The sequence below is a fragment of the Anaerostipes amylophilus genome (assembly GCF_025567365.1).
GTDB lineage: Bacteria > Bacillota > Clostridia > Lachnospirales > Lachnospiraceae > Anaerostipes > Anaerostipes amylophilus.
On sequence record NZ_JAOQJG010000001.1, the window covers coordinates 122,171 to 137,375 of the forward strand.

At 36.2% G+C, this 15,205-nt stretch carries 17 protein-coding genes; 3 read left to right on the forward strand and 14 right to left on the reverse strand.

What is annotated here, in order from left to right:
* Positions 1–6 precede the first annotated feature (6 nt).
* The 11 genes from OCV53_RS00605 to OCV53_RS00655 form a co-directional block, all read right to left on the reverse strand.
* Positions 7–1,143: an acyl-CoA dehydrogenase family protein gene (locus OCV53_RS00605; protein WP_055196264.1), complete on the reverse strand. Its 1,137-nt coding sequence runs from the start codon at positions 1,141–1,143 to the stop codon at positions 7–9.
* A 79-nt stretch (positions 1,144–1,222) separates the two neighbouring features.
* Positions 1,223–2,650, reverse strand: a complete 1,428-nt coding sequence (locus tag OCV53_RS00610) for an FAD-binding oxidoreductase (protein ID WP_022374598.1) — start codon at positions 2,648–2,650, stop codon at positions 1,223–1,225.
* A gap of 60 nt (positions 2,651–2,710) precedes the next feature.
* Positions 2,711–4,264 carry an L-lactate permease gene (locus OCV53_RS00615; RefSeq protein WP_022374597.1) on the reverse strand — a complete coding sequence of 518 codons (1,554 nt, stop codon included), beginning with the start codon at positions 4,262–4,264 and terminating at the stop codon, positions 2,711–2,713.
* 557 nt (positions 4,265–4,821) lie between these two features.
* Complete coding sequence (locus tag OCV53_RS00620; protein ID WP_055196265.1) at positions 4,822–6,309, reverse strand: ATP-binding protein; 1,488 nt, start codon at positions 6,307–6,309, stop codon at positions 4,822–4,824.
* On the reverse strand, positions 6,299–7,618 hold the full coding sequence (locus OCV53_RS00625) for a vWA domain-containing protein (RefSeq protein ID WP_055196266.1): 1,320 nt from the start codon (positions 7,616–7,618) through the stop codon (positions 6,299–6,301). The genes OCV53_RS00620 and OCV53_RS00625 overlap by 11 nt, the downstream gene beginning before the upstream one ends.
* Positions 7,619–7,658: 40 nt before the next feature.
* Positions 7,659–8,618 (reverse strand): leucine-rich repeat protein, encoded by a 960-nt coding sequence (locus OCV53_RS00630; RefSeq protein WP_070097198.1) that lies wholly within the window; start codon positions 8,616–8,618, stop codon positions 7,659–7,661.
* A 247-nt stretch (positions 8,619–8,865) separates the two neighbouring features.
* Entirely contained in the window at positions 8,866–9,135 is a 270-nt protein-coding gene (locus OCV53_RS00635; protein WP_022374593.1) for a septum formation initiator family protein, read from the reverse strand.
* Position 9,136: 1 nt separating this feature from the next.
* Complete coding sequence (gene yabQ, locus OCV53_RS00640; RefSeq protein ID WP_055196267.1) at positions 9,137–9,613, reverse strand: spore cortex biosynthesis protein YabQ; 477 nt, start codon at positions 9,611–9,613, stop codon at positions 9,137–9,139.
* A complete protein-coding gene (gene yabP / locus OCV53_RS00645) occupies positions 9,613–9,900 on the reverse strand; it encodes a sporulation protein YabP (protein ID WP_022374591.1) in 288 nt (95 codons plus the stop codon). Before yabP ends, yabQ begins: the two co-directional genes overlap by 1 nt.
* A 59-nt stretch (positions 9,901–9,959) precedes the next feature.
* A complete protein-coding gene (locus OCV53_RS00650; protein WP_022374590.1) occupies positions 9,960–10,199 on the reverse strand; it encodes an RNA-binding S4 domain-containing protein in 240 nt (79 codons plus the stop codon).
* A 91-nt stretch (positions 10,200–10,290) separates the two neighbouring features.
* Positions 10,291–10,566 carry an HU family DNA-binding protein gene (locus OCV53_RS00655; protein WP_055196268.1) on the reverse strand — a complete coding sequence of 92 codons (276 nt, stop codon included), beginning with the start codon at positions 10,564–10,566 and terminating at the stop codon, positions 10,291–10,293.
* Between the two features lie 238 nt (positions 10,567–10,804).
* On the opposite strand from OCV53_RS00655, the gene OCV53_RS00660 reads away from it, so the two are divergent.
* Together OCV53_RS00660 and OCV53_RS00665 are read left to right on the forward strand one after the other, a co-directional pair.
* Positions 10,805–11,641: a CvfB family protein gene (locus tag OCV53_RS00660; RefSeq protein ID WP_022374379.1), complete on the forward strand. Its 837-nt coding sequence runs from the start codon at positions 10,805–10,807 to the stop codon at positions 11,639–11,641.
* A 12-nt stretch (positions 11,642–11,653) separates the two neighbouring features.
* A complete protein-coding gene (locus OCV53_RS00665; protein ID WP_070097199.1) occupies positions 11,654–12,574 on the forward strand; it encodes a CPBP family intramembrane glutamic endopeptidase in 921 nt (306 codons plus the stop codon).
* A 36-nt stretch (positions 12,575–12,610) separates the two neighbouring features.
* Here the strand turns inward: OCV53_RS00665 and OCV53_RS00670 are convergent, their stop codons facing one another.
* From OCV53_RS00670 to OCV53_RS00680, 3 genes are all read right to left on the reverse strand, one after another.
* The gene (locus OCV53_RS00670) at positions 12,611–13,375 is read right to left on the reverse strand and encodes a glycoside hydrolase family 25 protein (protein WP_022374381.1); all 765 of its coding nucleotides are present in this window, start codon (positions 13,373–13,375) and stop codon (positions 12,611–12,613) included.
* Between the two features lie 30 nt (positions 13,376–13,405).
* On the reverse strand, positions 13,406–14,110 hold the full coding sequence (gene srtB, locus OCV53_RS00675) for a class B sortase (protein WP_055196269.1): 705 nt from the start codon (positions 14,108–14,110) through the stop codon (positions 13,406–13,408).
* A gap of 114 nt (positions 14,111–14,224) precedes the next feature.
* Positions 14,225–14,473, reverse strand: a complete 249-nt coding sequence (locus tag OCV53_RS00680; RefSeq protein WP_022374383.1) for a transcriptional repressor — start codon at positions 14,471–14,473, stop codon at positions 14,225–14,227.
* Between the two features lie 322 nt (positions 14,474–14,795).
* Here OCV53_RS00680 and OCV53_RS00685 point away from each other — a divergent pair, with 322 nt between their 5' ends.
* On the forward strand, positions 14,796–15,194 hold the full coding sequence (locus OCV53_RS00685; RefSeq protein WP_055196270.1) for a metal-dependent transcriptional regulator: 399 nt from the start codon (positions 14,796–14,798) through the stop codon (positions 15,192–15,194).
* Positions 15,195–15,205: the final 11 nt, after the last annotated feature.

Consider the following 15,205-nt stretch of genomic DNA (forward strand, 5'->3'; position numbering starts at 1 on the left):
TTATTTTTATCTTCCAATTGTATTGTTAGCGATTACGATTCTCTGGATTTCGTTACTTCCTTCGAAGATCTGGAAGATCTTAGCATCTCTTAATAATTTTTCTACTGGATATTCTCTGCTGTATCCATATCCACCAAACATCTGGATTGCTTCAGAAGCTACTTCCATTGCGATATCTGATGCATAGCATTTTGCGATCGCTGCTTCTTTGGAATGTGGTAATCCCATATCCATCTTTGTTAAGGCATGTGCAACCATCTGACGAGCAGTCTCTGTCTTGATTTCCATATCAGCTACTTTAAACTGCATTGCCTGATTTTTGATAACTGGTTTACCAAACTGTACTCTTTCCTTGGCATATGCGATACCTTCGTTGATACCACGCTGTGCGATACCTGTTGCAACGCATCCCATCCATGCTCTTGCCTGGTCTAATGTCTTCATAGCGATTGGGAATCCTCTTCCTTCTTCTCCGATCAGATTTTCTGCTGGAATACGGCAGTCTTCTAATACAACATCACATGTGTTAGATGTACGGATACCCATTTTATTTTCTTCATTTCCTGTGCTTAATCCTGGAGTTCCAGCATCAACTAAGAACATAGAAATTCCTTTTGTACCTTTTGTTTTATCTGTCATTGCTGTGATGCAATAGAAAGATGCGATACCACCATTTGTGATGAAGCATTTTCTTCCATTTAATACCCATTCATCACCATCTTTGACAGCTGTTGTTGTACCTGCACTTGCATCAGATCCTGCTCCTGGTTCTGTTAAACAGAAAGCTCCAAATCCACCATCAATAATCTTCTGGCATACATGTTTTTTCTGTTCTTCATTTCCTGCGATCAGTACTGGTTTTGTTCCTAATCCACTGGCTGAGATTGTTGTTGCAAATCCTGCATCCGCGATAGCCATTTCTTCGATCAGTGCTGCAACGTCAACTCTTGATAATCCTGGTCCACCATATTCTTCTGGTACTTCTAATGAATGTAACTGCATTTCAATGGCTTTGTCATAAATTTCTTTTGGCCATTCTCCACTAACGTCATATGCTTTACACTGTTCTTTTACTTCGTTTTCACAAAATTCGTGTACATCCTGTAATAAGTCTTTTGCTTCCTCTGAAATTAAATATGCCATCTTGATATCCTCCTAAAATTACCTTAAAAAGCTTTGTCTATGTTTTTTGTTTATGTTTGTCTTATTATTTTTATATAACTTATAATTTGTAACAGATCTTACCTGGATTTAAGATCATATTTGGATCAAATACTTCTTTGACACCTTCCATGATCCTCATCTGAACTGGTCCGAGAGATTCTGCTAGATAATCCATCTTTCCATGTCCGATTCCATGTTCTCCAGAAATCATTCCACCAAATTCTGTTGCTTTTGCATATACTTTATCCATAAAGACTGCAACCTGTTTCTTAAATTCTGCTTCTTCCATGTCATTGCTGCATGCATAGATATGTAAGTTACCATCTCCAGCATGACCAAAGCTCTTAACTCTGAAATCAGCTTCTGCTTCCAATGATTTTGTATATGTTAAGAATTCTGCGATCTTATTTGTTGGAACTACAACGTCGCATTCATCTAACAGTACAGTATCTGCTTCAATCGCCTCAAGTAATGCTCCACGGACAGCCCATGCATCTTTCTTTAAGGCTGGTGTATCAGCAACTAATACATCGATCGCTCCTGCTTCCACTACAACTTCTGCTGCCTGTTCTACGATATCTTCTAACTGTTCTTCAGAATTTCCATCAAATGTTGCCAGTAAATAAGCTCCAACTTCCGTACCTTCCATTTCCTTTGGATAAACCTGTTTTCCAAGGAATTTTTCTGTATCCATTACAACTTCTTTTTCCATGAATTCCAGTGCCTGTGGTGCTAAATGATTCATAAAGAATTTTGGTACTGTTGCGATACAATCTTCCAGATTCTCATAAGGAATGATCAGACTGATCACTGATTTTGGTGCTGGGATCACTTTTAATGTAAGTTCTGTGATAATACCTAATGTACCTTCAGAACCGATCATTAAGTTTAATAAGCTGTATCCTGAACTTGTCTTTGATACAGTAGCTCCAAGTTTCACAATCTCACCTGTTGGAAGTACAACTGTCATAGCTCGTACATAATCTCTTGTACAACCATATTTAACAGCTCTCATACCACCAGCATTTGTTGCTACATTTCCACCAACGGTTGCAAATTTCTCACCTGGATCTGGTGGATATAATAATCCTTGTTTTTCTGCATCCTGAGCAAGATCATTTAAAAGGACTCCTGACTGAATCTTAACTACAAAGTTTTCTTTGTCATATCCAAGAATCTTGTTCATCTTTGTAAGAGAGATCATAACACCGCCACCGATACTTACGGCTCCTCCTACTAATCCTGTTCTTGCACCACTTGGGGTTACAGGAACCTTGTTTTCATTACAAAGTTTTACAACGGCTGCAACTTCTTCTGTCGATGTTGCTTCTACCAAAACTTCTGGTTTTGCTTTTCCGTAGATTGCCATTTCATCATGGGTAAAATCTTCATTGATCTCATCACCCACTAAGACACGTTTCGGAGCGATCTCTTTGAATTTCTCGATCATCTCTGGTGTCACCTTGTTATACTGATACTCACTCATCTATCTTCCTCCTTAAAAGTTAATACCTTTTTTATCTCTTGGAAATGGTGTTCCATTTTCCTAGATCAGTCTTAATCCGAAATAGCAGACAAGACCATAGATTACTGCAAATAGTACGAAATATTTAATAACCTTTGTTAAGATCTCACTTTCTTTTCCAACCGTTGCTGTTGCCGCTGTCGCTACTGCGATACTCTGTGGGGAAATGATCTTTCCTGCGGTACTACCAACTGTATTTGCTGCTACCAGCCAGATCTGGTTGATATTTAATTCTGCTCCTGTACTTGCCTGTAATTTAGAGAACAGAACACTGCTTGATGTAGAACTTCCTGTAACAAATGTTCCAATAGATCCGATCAGTGGTGCAACAAGTGGATAGAAACTTCCTGTTACTCGAACGATAAAATCTGCAATAGACTGTGTCATTCCGCTGTATCCCATGATCTTTGCAGTTGCAAGTACTGCCATAATCGTAATAATTGTTTTTAACATCTGTACGATAGTTTTTCCTAATACACCAAAGATTTCTCCGATCGGACATTTCTGAATGATTCCTCCGATAAATGCTGCTATAAGGATCAAGACTCCTGGTGTTGCAACCCATGTAAATGTATATGGTGCTGCGCCTTCTCCTGTGTAGATCGGTACATTTGATTTGATCGCTGATAATGGATCATGAATCGCTGGTACCAATGTGGATGTCAGTAATAGGAATACCAAGACTAAAATAAATGGACTCCATGCAACCAATGCATCTTTGACTGTCAATGATCTTTCGTCTTCTTTTTCTTCGATCTCAACATCAAATTTACTTGATTTACCCTTAAGCATGACTTTCGCTAAGATAATCGTGACTGCCATACTACATACAGATCCAATGACTGCTGGAAGTTCTGCTCCGATAAATTTTGCTGTCAGATACTGTGGAATCAAAAATGAAACTCCAGACATCAATGTAATAAATAAAATTTCTTTATAATCGCCAAGTCCTTTGGCTCCCTCGTGTTTTCCTGTGATAAAAACAAGGAAGAAAGGAACTAAAATTACCATAATTGCTAATTGAAGTACAACGTAAGATGCTGTCATATGAGGACTGAATCCTGTAACATTTGCTGCGGTAACAGTTGGAATTCCGATGGATCCAAATGCAACTGGTGTGGTATTCGCTACCAGACAGATCATCGCTGCAAAGATTGGATCAAATCCGAGTCCGCAAAGGATTCCTGCTGGAATTGCTACGGCTGTTCCGAATCCTGCCATACCTTCCATAAATCCTCCAAATCCCCATGAGATGATAAGAACAAGGATTCTTTTATCCTTTGATACGGAAGTTAACATCTTTTTGATAAGTTCCATGTTTTTCGTATGTACGACCAAGTTGTAAGTAAACACTGCTGCCACGATAACCAGACAGATTGGCCAGATTGCCATTGCAAATCCTTCTAACCCTCCTGTCAGGACATCAATAATCTTCTGCTTCCACAAAAAAAGTGCTTCAACGGCTGTGATGATCAAAGCGATCGGACATGCTACATGACCTGCCATCTTTAATCCGCTTAATGCAATGATCAGCCAGATGATTGGAAGCATCGCTAATAAAAAGTGAATGAACATTCTAGGTTCTCTCCTTTCTTTTCAAATATGAACGGTTCCCGATATCCTATTTTTAGCGTATACGCGACATAGTAAGATTGGTCCTACCAGTTACTGTACTTATATGGTAGGACTAATTTGATAAAAAGTCAAGTTATTTATTTTACAAACATGTTTATTTTCTTTGAAAATTGGTATTATTTTTAGCTAAATTGCACAAAAAACAGCATTCTTCTCTTTGATGGTCCGACCAATTTAAGCCATTTGTAAGAATGCTGTTTTTTACTTCTTTATTAAATTTTCATCATTTTTTACAAAATTCGATTTTATTCTTATTTTTTGATTTTTCTTAAACTTATATCCTTTTTCTGCACTTGATACATAAAACAATCGATAACAGAATGGAAATCATATCCCTTATATCCGCTTTGTATTGATTGTAAACCGAAAGGTAATTTTTTTGTATAACAACCGACGCGCATAAATAATAAAAGGAATGTTGCTTTAATGCAACATTCCTTGAAATTAACGGGAAAAGTTCTCAAATTTTCCAATCTTACAGTTTGCCAATTATAAAATTAAAATTTCTTCTCTAATTCATTCATCTCAGCTAATATCTGCTCCTGCTGTTCATCAAACAAAAGCCCCTTATTATACTGATAATATTTATCGCATCCATTTTCCTTAATAAACCAAACGCTGTAATAATTCACATTCAGTTCAGTTACAAACACAACCATCTCCTGGCTCTGTCCAAAGGCCTCTTCCATAAAATCAAATGCATTGTCTAATGCCTTAGATGTATCTTCAATCTGCTGTTCTAACCTTTCTGGTTCTTTCTTGAATTCTTCGCGGACACGTTCAAATTCTGCATCAGCTTCTAAGTGTTCTGCCTTGCTGATCTGTTCGTACCTTTCTAGAGTCTTGATCACATCAAGCAGCATATGTTCCTGAGCTTTTCCGAGTTTCTCTGTCTTTTTCTTTTCATTAAAATCTTCGTGGATCTCTTTTACCACCTGACTTAATGTTTTTCCTGTTTTTAACTGTTTTAACCAGCCAAATAATTCTGTGACATAGGCATCCTGACGATAAGATTGGGCAAACATTTCGGATAATTTTCCGTTTAATAAACCTACAACACTTAGTTTTTCATCGAATGCTGCAAATTTCAGTCTTCCGATCGTTTCCTGATTCCATTGTCCTTGCAAGATGCGTTCAATACCATAATCTTCTTTGTATTTCTTGTAAAGTTCGTAGTAGTTAGCAAAATCTTTGGCAATCTTTAAATGCTGCAAATACTGGAAAACAACTTCTCTGTCGATGTCTTTTCCTAATTCTTCGTAGACTTTTAACAGCTGAGAAAGATCTTCCCATCCCCTAGCTGTAACAAACGCTTTCCCGTCTACGGTTGTTTCCATACGATAGAAGTATTCTTTGCGGATTTCAAGATACGCAAGGATTGCTGGATGGATTCCTGCCTGATATGCGTATTCTTTCCATACTTCATAGTCAGCTTCCACATCGATCTTCTTCATACGGTCCAGTGTTACAACGTCAAAATCACGAACAGATTTGTTGTACTCTGGTGGGTTTCCTGCTGCCACGATGATCCATCCATCTGGTACTTTCTGGTTACCAAACATCTTGCACTGTAAAAACTGAAGCATCGTTGGTGCTAATGTTTCGGATACGCAGTTGATCTCATCGATGAACAAAATTCCCTCTTTATTTTCTGTCTGTTCAATTTTTTCATAAACAGATGCGATGATCTCACTCATCGTATATTCTGTAACAGAATATGTCTGTCCGCCATATTCTTTTTCTCTGATAAAAGGCAATCCGATCGCACTTTGTCTTGTATGATGTGTGATCGTGTAAGCTACCAGACCAATCTCACATTCTCTTGCAATCTGTTCCATGATCTGTGTTTTTCCAATTCCCGGAGGTCCCATCAGAAGAATTGGACGCTGTCTTATGGATGGGATTTTGTATTCCCCGTAGTTATCTTTTGTTAAATATGCTTCAATGGAATCTTTAATTTCCTGTTTTGCTCTTTTAATGTTCATGTTCTTCTTCTCCTTCATCAAGATCTTCCGCATCAACGATCAGTTTGACCGCCCATGGCGGTACATCTATATCTTCGTATTCTTCCTGCATAAAGATAAATGCAGTCTCATATGATGGTTTCTTCTTTGGATAGGTTCCTTTTCCATCTGTAAAATAGATAAGTCCTTTCAAATGATAAAATTCACCTTGCTCGATCAGCTGATTGACATACTCAAATGCTGGGCGGAAATCTGTTCCACCTTCTCCGATCAATTCCAAATGTTCCATGTATTCTTTTAATTCTTTTTCATCTGTGATCTTCTGATCATTTTGCACCATCTCATCACACTGAATAATATGAATATTTACTTTATGGAAAAAGCTTTCTGCTTCTGTTAATACATCATAAGTTTCCTCCAGAAATTTCTTTACAAGGTCTCCAGAACACGACATTGACGTATCAATAACAATCGCAAAATCTTCTACCTTTTTTACTTCTTTCCATTCTTGTGGTTCGATCAGCGGCATGTTTCCGTACATCGAAAGTCCATAACTGTAAAATATATAATCAAAAGAATCTGGATCAACACTGACTTCTTCTCTTAAAACAGAAAATTTCCTTAAAAATTCTCGGTAATCATAGCGATCTCTGTTTTCAACCTGTACTTGTCCGATCAAATCTCCCGCCTGCTGTGACTCCTCACTTGAAAATGTTTCCATATCTGTTTCTGTTTTTTCACTGATATTTTTCCATTTATTTTCTACTTCCTGATGCAGATCCTGTTTTGGATCTTCCGGCCAGTATTGATGATCATCTACATGAAATTCCATCTGCAGTTCTTTCTGCTTCTTTTCATCCAGCCCTAAAGAGACAAGGTATTTGTAAATTCCCTCTGCCGTAAATACTTTTAACTTCTTTTCAATCTGCCTGTATGTATCTTTTCTAAGCCTTGTCTGTACCATATGGATACATTTTAAATGCCAATGATCAATAATGGATTCCACTGCAATATCGCAGGAAATATTCCACAATGTTTTGTTCCTTCCTTTTCTTCTTGTTATATGATGAAGAATACAGTGCAAGACCATATGCAGATAAGCTCTGTTCATTCTCACTCTGCTGCTTTTATACATTCCTCCAAGAGCTCCTGGATGATAAAACATACACATTCCATCCGTTCCCACGCCATTTACAGAAGGATCGATCACATAGGCAAAACTGCTCAATGCAACATCTAAAAAACGCATATGGATATATAATTCATTTCTTGTTGTCCCAAGAATCTTTGTCCCAAGTTCACTGAGACGTTCATTGATATTTTCTTCCATTCTCGTCATATCCTTTTATTTTTTATTCTTTTCCTACCTGTTACAATTCAAAAGTTTTCTTTTTCTTTGGAAATCTTTTATGTTGTTCATTCATCAAAAAACTTAAAAGTTCCGTTTTATGTTTTTTTGATACCCAATCAATCGCTGCCTCAATCCCATCTTTTGTAAAATAATTTTTTTCTGCCATAAACTGTACAAATGGCATCTGGTTCTCTTCCGTCAGATAATTCATCATTTCACACTGATGTTGCTTTATATAGCCTTCATATTGCATCCATGCAAAATCAGACATTCCATATGGCATCAACATACGGCCAGATAAGATTTTCCAGATAATATCTGGATCTTCCTGTACTGCGGCCACTGGAAATATGTCATCATATTTTCGATAATCAATTTCTCCTCTCAAAAAGCTCTGACGATACTGATATCCTGTTCCATGAAAATGTGTTTCTATAATTCTTGCTGGTGTATTCTCTACCGCTTCTTCATAATATTCTGGGTAAAACAAACAGCTTTTTGTACCTTCATTCTTATAATTTATATGCACTTGCAATGGGAAACGGGTATCCCTTACAACATCACGCAATGCACTTTTTTTATTTTCATAGACATCATAACATATCTTTTGTAATTTGCATCCTGTAAAAATTCCCGCCCCGGTTCTTAAAAGAGAATCTGAAAATCCAAGAGTTGTTAAATTTACACATCCGTAAAACGCATATTTTCCAATCTCAACTGCTGTATGCGGAAGATAAACTTCTTTGACGTTTTCTCCACAAAACATCGGTTCTTCTTCATTTTCAAAAAAATCTTCTCCGATTTTAATTTCCTTTGCTTCATCTTCTTTTCTTTTGTGCGAAGAAAATGCATAATCACCAATCTTTGTAACTGCCTTTCCTTCAATCTGTGCTGGAATCGTTACCTGTTGCTCCTGGCTGAAACATCGAAGTACTTCAATTCCACCATCTTTTGCATTTCTGTATTGTATCTTGAGCATCGTCTTTTCCTCTGCCTTTCTTTACCTCTGTATACACTATCCTTATTATAGCTGACTGACAAGAAATAGCAAGAATAGCAAAAAGTAATTTTCATAATATAAATAAAACAGTGGAGAAGGGATGAAAACTTTCGCCTTCATCCCTTCTCCGGAAAATTATATGAGTGTAAATGTTTTAGATTGGCATCTTCCCCTGTCAATCTTCACCAGACGGAAAATGCCAAGAATGTTTGATTTTGATCATCTCCTAGTCAGAACCCTTCAGAAGATATTCTCCTGGATATAATAGTCCAAACTTCTCTGTTGCAGTCTTCTCAATAAATTCTTTTGTCTTAATATATTCTTTCTTCTTCTTTAGTTCATCTTTCTTTTCTTTCTCTTTCTTGATCTGAGCTTCTACCTGTTGCTGCTCTTTCTCAAGTTTCTTTGACTTCTGATGAAGATTCATATAAGCAAATGCCAAGATGACCACAAATACAACCACAATAACCAGAATGACCTTCGTTCTCTGGTCCATATTATTTTGTTTTCTCCTTCGTGCCACTTTGACCACCTCTTTTAGTTTGTTTCTTTAGTGCCATTGTAACGTTTTTTTTCTCTTTTTTCAATCTCCATTTTATATTTCTTTGAATAGAAATCATAGGTTTTGTAATTATCTCATATATAATTTTAAAAATGTTGGTTATCCTTGAAAAAAAATATATAAGCCATGATATGACATATGAACTTATTTTTATATAATATAGAAACATTCCTATAAATATCCCTATAAAAAAAAATCCTCTTAATTCCCCATGATTATATGTACAAAGGAACCAGAAACTTATGACTGCCACAAACATAAAATACAAAATGTCCTCAACTGCTGTAAAAAATAATCCATGTTGAATTACTGCTCGAAATGCCCGCAAAATATCATAGATACCAAGAAGTCCTATCCCAAACAAAATGGAAGATAAAAAGAACATAAGCGGTGCCGTCACAACCTCTTGCATTATTTTAACAACCTTCCTAAAAATCCTTCTTTCTTTCCATGTTCTTCATCCATATTAGAATATAAAAAGCTGTCGATCTTACCTGTAATCTCCACTTCGCCTTTCTCCACCAACAATTTCTTTACATGAAGATTGATCCCTTTGATCATCAATAATCCCTGATCCGTATCAAGAATGATCTCGTTAAGGTCAAATGAAACAACATCCTTTACTCCTGTGATCACTCCAAGATTTCGGTTTAACAAACTGATCTTATGTGCTCTTACAGGTTGTCTTTCCTCTATCATAAATTAGCTCCTTTCCAAAATGTTTTATACATCTTATGAAAGGAGCCAAAAAAACATACCTATAAAAATTTGTACAGATCTGCCGCTTCATCCTTCTTTACAGTTTCTGCAACAGAAACAACTTCTACGGCTGTCTCTCGATTTCCAAACTGGATATCAATACGATCTCCAGGTTTTACATTCGTTCCGGCTTTGGCCGCTTTGCCATTTACTAACACTCTCCCTGCACTGCAGGCTTCATTCGCGACAGTTCTTCTCTTGATCAATCTTGATACTTTTAAAAATTTGTCCAAACGCATAATATTCTCCTCCCAACTCATCATAGAAAATCATATAGAAAAAACTGCCGGATCTATGAGAACCGGCAGTTTATAATATTAAATGAACATTCTATTCGTTTACAATATCTTTTAAAGCTTTTCCTGCTTTGAATTTAGGTGCTTTAGAAGCAGCAATACTCATCATCTCTCCTGTACGAGGGTTTCTTCCTTCTCGTGCAGCTCTTTCTGTTACTTCAAAAGTTCCAAATCCTACTAACTGGATTTTCTCACCTTTCTTTAATTCTTCAGCTACTACATCTGTGAAAGCTTTTAATGCCTTTTCTGCATCTTTTTTAGACAATTCTGTTTTCTTTGCAATTGCTGCAACTAATTCTGTCTTGTTCATTAAATTTTCCTCCTAATCTCAAATCAAACATATTCGTTTATGTCTGTGAATTTGCATAAGATAATTCTATAGTCTTTCCTCATCTAAGTCAAGTAAAAACTTCAAATAAAGCACGATTTTATGCTGTCTTCTGGCTTTTTCTTTCGCTTTTTTATAGAACTGTGTTATAATGTGTGAAAACGACAAAAATCAATGATTAAGTGTCTGACAAATCTAAAAATTAAGAAAGAGGATAACTATGATTCAATTAGGTAAATTTCAAGATTTATACATTGTAAAAAGAAAGGATTTTGGCGTATACGTTAATGACCAAAAAGATGTGACAGAAGGAAGTATTCTTCTTCCTGCCAAACAGGTTCCAGAACATGCAAAAATCGGAGATAAAATTTCTTGTTTTGTATACAAAGATTCTGAAGACCGTCCGATTGCAACCGTTCATATTCCAAAGATCACTTTAGGTGCGATCCGTCCACTCCGCGTCAAAGAAGTCAGCAAGATCGGTGCCTTTCTGGACTGGGGTTTAGAAAAAGATCTGTTTCTTCCTTTTAAAGAACAGTTAGGTCATATCCGTCCAAACAAAGAATATCTTGTATCTCTTTATATCGATAAAAGTGATCGTCTTTGTGCAACAATGAAGATTGGTAAATTACTATCTACTGAGCATAATTTTAAAGTGAATGACTGGGTACACGCTACAGTGTATAATATCAATCCTGACCATGGCGCTTTTGTTGCTGTTGAAGATCAGTTCCTTGGTCGTATTCCAAAACGTGAGATTCACAATAAGATTTCTATTGGTGAGCAGCTACGCCTTCGTGTCACAAAAGTTGCTGATGACGGTAAATTATCTTTAAGCCCTCATGAGAAAGCTTATCTGCAGATTGACCGTGATGCAAAATTAGTCATGGAAACGATTGAAAGCTATGATGGACGTCTTCCATTTAATGATAAAGCAAGACCTGCTACGATCGAACGTGAACTTGGTCTTAGCAAAGCCGCCTTCAAGCGTGCTGTTGGCCGCCTGTTAAAAGATGGTATGATCACGATCACTGATAATGGCATTTTAAAAAAATAATGAGGTAACTCTATGAACTATATAAAATCAGCTGGTTTTTTCAGCATTTTTTATGTAATCCTGTATTTCGGTCTTTCCATAGGATTGAGATTTTTTATTACAGACAGTGATCTGTTTACTGGATTATTTTATGTTGTTTTACTGGCTGCTACCTTGATCTATCTTAAGATCTGTGGCGATGATATTAAAACAACTTTACGGATTCATCCGATTCATATTGGATCGTTTTTTCTTATCATACTTCTAGCATTTACGATCCGTCCGGTTGCCGGATTCATTACACTGATCGCAAATTTATTTTTTAAAGATATGACAACAACAACGATGACTCAAAAGGTAATGCAAAATCTTTCATTATCTATCCTTACGACAGCATTTCTTCCAGGACTTGTAGAAGAGACGATCTTTCGTGGCGTTGTTTATTCCAGAGTCCGCAAGGCTAATCCGATCAAAGGAATTTTGCTAAGTGCTTTGTTCTTTGGAATTGCCCATATGAACTTTCAACAGTTTTGTTATGCTTTTTTTCTTGGAATCGTCTTTGGCTTCCTGATCGAAGCCTCTGATTCCATCCTATCTTCTATGACTGCTCATATGGTTTTTAATGGATCATCACTATTATTGACTTATCTGCTATCAAAAACCGATATCTTTAATACAGCTGCCAACACGGCTTCTGGCAATGTCTCAAGCACAGATCTTACAACGATCATTGCCTCCATTCCAATGGCTCTGATCGGACTTGTATTAAGTATTCTGCTGATCATTGCAATCGCTTATTTAAATGGCCGCCTTGGATATATGAAAACATGGTTTTATAAACAATACCGTGCTTCATGGCCAAAAGAGAAATCCGCTGGTTTTTCTTTTTTTGCCGCAGTTGGTGTTTGTTTTCTATTTTCTATTTTAATGGAAATTTCTGCTCATATTATATGACATCAAAAAAGAACTCCTTTAGCTAAAAGGGGTTCTTTATTTTTTTACATTCTTAACCAGATAATAATTAAGATCACAATATCCAGCACTCGTATTTGCTCCTGAAACAGAGGCTTTACTTGTATACTGCCACATATCATATCGGAAAGGTACAGACGGTCTGTTTGCCTTTGTATAATGTGCTACCCATATTTTATACGACTTGATCTTATGATATTCAAAAAATCTTTTTAACGCTGAGGCTCCTGAATATACCATTGGTTCATATCCTGCATCTTTCAGTGCATCACAAAATGTTGTTGTGATTGCCGTGACATTACTTCTACCTGTCTGAAATGTTGCCTCTTCTTCAATATCGAATGCAACTGGAAGATCCAGATCTTCTGGAGTAATTCCCTGCTCTTTTAAAAGGCTTAGACAATGCTTTGCTTCTTTCTTCGCATCCTGTGTTGTCTTCGCATAAGAATAATAATAAATACCTCTGTGGATTGATGCATACCCTGCATTGCGAAAATTAGTACTGAATCTACTGTCCTTGCTTCCTTTTTTATTCTGATCGATTCCAGATCCAATCTTTAACATTGCATGATTGATCTTCTGATCCTTTACTTTCTTCCAATTTACTGTTCCGTTATAAGATGAGACATCGATCACCTTGATCTTTCCACGATCTATATATGTTTCTATTGGTAATCCGATCGTCTGAACAATCCATAGGAACACAATTGCAAATAATATCAGAACAGCTGAAATAGCTTTTAATTCTCTTTTATTCTTCTTGGTTAGTTTCATTTTCTTCATCTTATGCCTGACACTTTCTAAATATATTTACTATTCTTCTGCAGCATGTACATAAGTCCTGTTGTCTTCCCCCTCATAGCTGCATGTCACAAATGTATAAATATGGCTGTCATTGATCCTGAATGTCTTGATCGTTTGTTCGCTCATACTTTCAATCTTCTTTATATATGCTTTCTTTTGTTTGTCATTTGCAAATGTAACCGGAATCTTATTCTGGGCTTTCTGTGCATACGCACTGATTACCTTCAAATGTATTGTCCTGTCTGGCGTAAATATCATGATCTCATTATGTTTTTTCAAAAAAGATTTCTCTCTGAATTTGAGAAGCTGTGCAAACATCGTCCCATTCTTCATATGATGTCCATAGATAATATTATTGTCTGAAGTAAAATCTTTCTTGCAGTTGTTATCTAAAAAAATAGTTCCTGAACTGCTTTTCTTCTTATTAAAATCCTGATGTAGATATTCCTCATTATCCTTTCCCTGAACGATCGGATAATCAATCGTCGTGCCCCTGATATAAATCCAGCCTGCAATATCCTGATTTTGTGATTTCAGCTTCTTAAAATCAATCTTTCGCTCATTCTTTGATATCTTAACATTTTCCTTTGCAATCTTGCTGTATGTATCTTTTGCTTTCTTATACGATCTGTAATATCCATACAGTTTCCATGCACTGATGCAAAATATAAAAATACATATGATAAGAAGTATATTATTTATCATTCTTTTCATAATACTTTTCTCCTCTTTGTTTTTTCATACTCTTACTATAACAGAAAAAGTATTTGATTTCATTGAATGAAACCAAATACTTTCTTAATTTTTCTATAAATTATTAAATTTTAATTAAAGCTCTATTTCATCTTTAACACGAAATACACATCTTCTCTCGATGACTCCAATCTCTTCTAATGTTGTCATCATGCGGTATACGGTTGCCATTCCAATGGAGGGATCTCGTTTGACTGCTTCGTAATAAATCTCTTTACAGCACTCCCAGTCTCCATTCAGGATGACATCTAAAAGAATCTTTCGCTGTTGTGTGATTCTCTTACCACTTTGTTGTAGTGCTCTTTCTACTTGCTCTTGACACATCCTGTTTTCCACCTTGTCTTACTATTGTATGCATAAATGCGGGATAAAGTCTATGGCATGACACTTTATCTCGCATTCATACTACATAAATGATTATACTATATAAAGGTCGTCTTGATGAGTTAGTCTCATCTAATTACATATATAAGGTTAGCATTGTCTAACTATTTTGTCAATACTTTTTATCAACTTTTCTTGTTTTTTTGCGGTATTTTTTTCTCATGTGCTTCCATTGAAAAGCCATCTTGTTTATGTTAGAATAATAACTAAAATAAACATATCTTCTTAATCAGAGATATAATATTAGTAAGGAGGAATCTTTTTGAAAATACAAGAATCCGCTGAAAATTATTTGGAAGCAATTTTAATTTTGAAACAAAACAAAGGGTCTGTAAGATCCATTGATATTGCTCATTATTTAAACTTCTCTAAACCGAGTGTCAGCATTGCCATGAAGAATCTTCGTAATTCTGAACTGATCACTGTTGATTCTGATGGATTTATTTCTTTGACTGATGCCGGACATGAGATCGCTGAAACTATTTTTGAGCGTCATACCGTTTTATCTAACATGCTTATAAACCTTGGGGTTCCTGCTGATATTGCAGCAGAAGATGCCTGTCGTATGGAACATGTGATCAGTCCTGAAAGTTTTCGTGCAATTAAAGATCATCTAAATTCTCAGGCCCACATTGATGCACTAAGCAGTCAGGATAAATAATTTAAAATGAA

Coding starts and splice junctions, on each gene's coding strand:
- OCV53_RS00605 (WP_055196264.1), bottom strand. CDS start 1,143: ATGGCATATTTAATTTCAGAGGAAGCAAAAGACTTATTACAGGATGTA.
- OCV53_RS00610 (WP_022374598.1), bottom strand. CDS start 2,650: ATGAGTGAGTATCAGTATAACAAGGTGACACCAGAGATGATCGAGAAA.
- OCV53_RS00615 (WP_022374597.1), bottom strand. CDS start 4,264: ATGTTCATTCACTTTTTATTAGCGATGCTTCCAATCATCTGGCTGATC.
- OCV53_RS00620 (WP_055196265.1), bottom strand. CDS start 6,309: ATGAACATTAAAAGAGCAAAACAGGAAATTAAAGATTCCATTGAAGCA.
- OCV53_RS00625 (WP_055196266.1), bottom strand. CDS start 7,618: ATGGAAGAAAATATCAATGAACGTCTCAGTGAACTTGGGACAAAGATT.
- OCV53_RS00630 (WP_070097198.1), bottom strand. CDS start 8,618: ATGCTCAAGATACAATACAGAAATGCAAAAGATGGTGGAATTGAAGTA.
- OCV53_RS00635 (WP_022374593.1), bottom strand. CDS start 9,135: ATGGACCAGAGAACGAAGGTCATTCTGGTTATTGTGGTTGTATTTGTG.
- yabQ (WP_055196267.1), bottom strand. CDS start 9,613: ATGCAAGAGGTTGTGACGGCACCGCTTATGTTCTTTTTATCTTCCATT.
- yabP (WP_022374591.1), bottom strand. CDS start 9,900: ATGATAGAGGAAAGACAACCTGTAAGAGCACATAAGATCAGTTTGTTA.
- OCV53_RS00650 (WP_022374590.1), bottom strand. CDS start 10,199: ATGCGTTTGGACAAATTTTTAAAAGTATCAAGATTGATCAAGAGAAGA.
- OCV53_RS00655 (WP_055196268.1), bottom strand. CDS start 10,566: ATGAACAAGACAGAATTAGTTGCAGCAATTGCAAAGAAAACAGAATTG.
- OCV53_RS00660 (WP_022374379.1), top strand. CDS start 10,805: ATGATTCAATTAGGTAAATTTCAAGATTTATACATTGTAAAAAGAAAG.
- OCV53_RS00665 (WP_070097199.1), top strand. CDS start 11,654: ATGAACTATATAAAATCAGCTGGTTTTTTCAGCATTTTTTATGTAATC.
- OCV53_RS00670 (WP_022374381.1), bottom strand. CDS start 13,375: ATGAAGAAAATGAAACTAACCAAGAAGAATAAAAGAGAATTAAAAGCT.
- srtB (WP_055196269.1), bottom strand. CDS start 14,110: ATGAAAAGAATGATAAATAATATACTTCTTATCATATGTATTTTTATA.
- OCV53_RS00680 (WP_022374383.1), bottom strand. CDS start 14,473: ATGTGTCAAGAGCAAGTAGAAAGAGCACTACAACAAAGTGGTAAGAGA.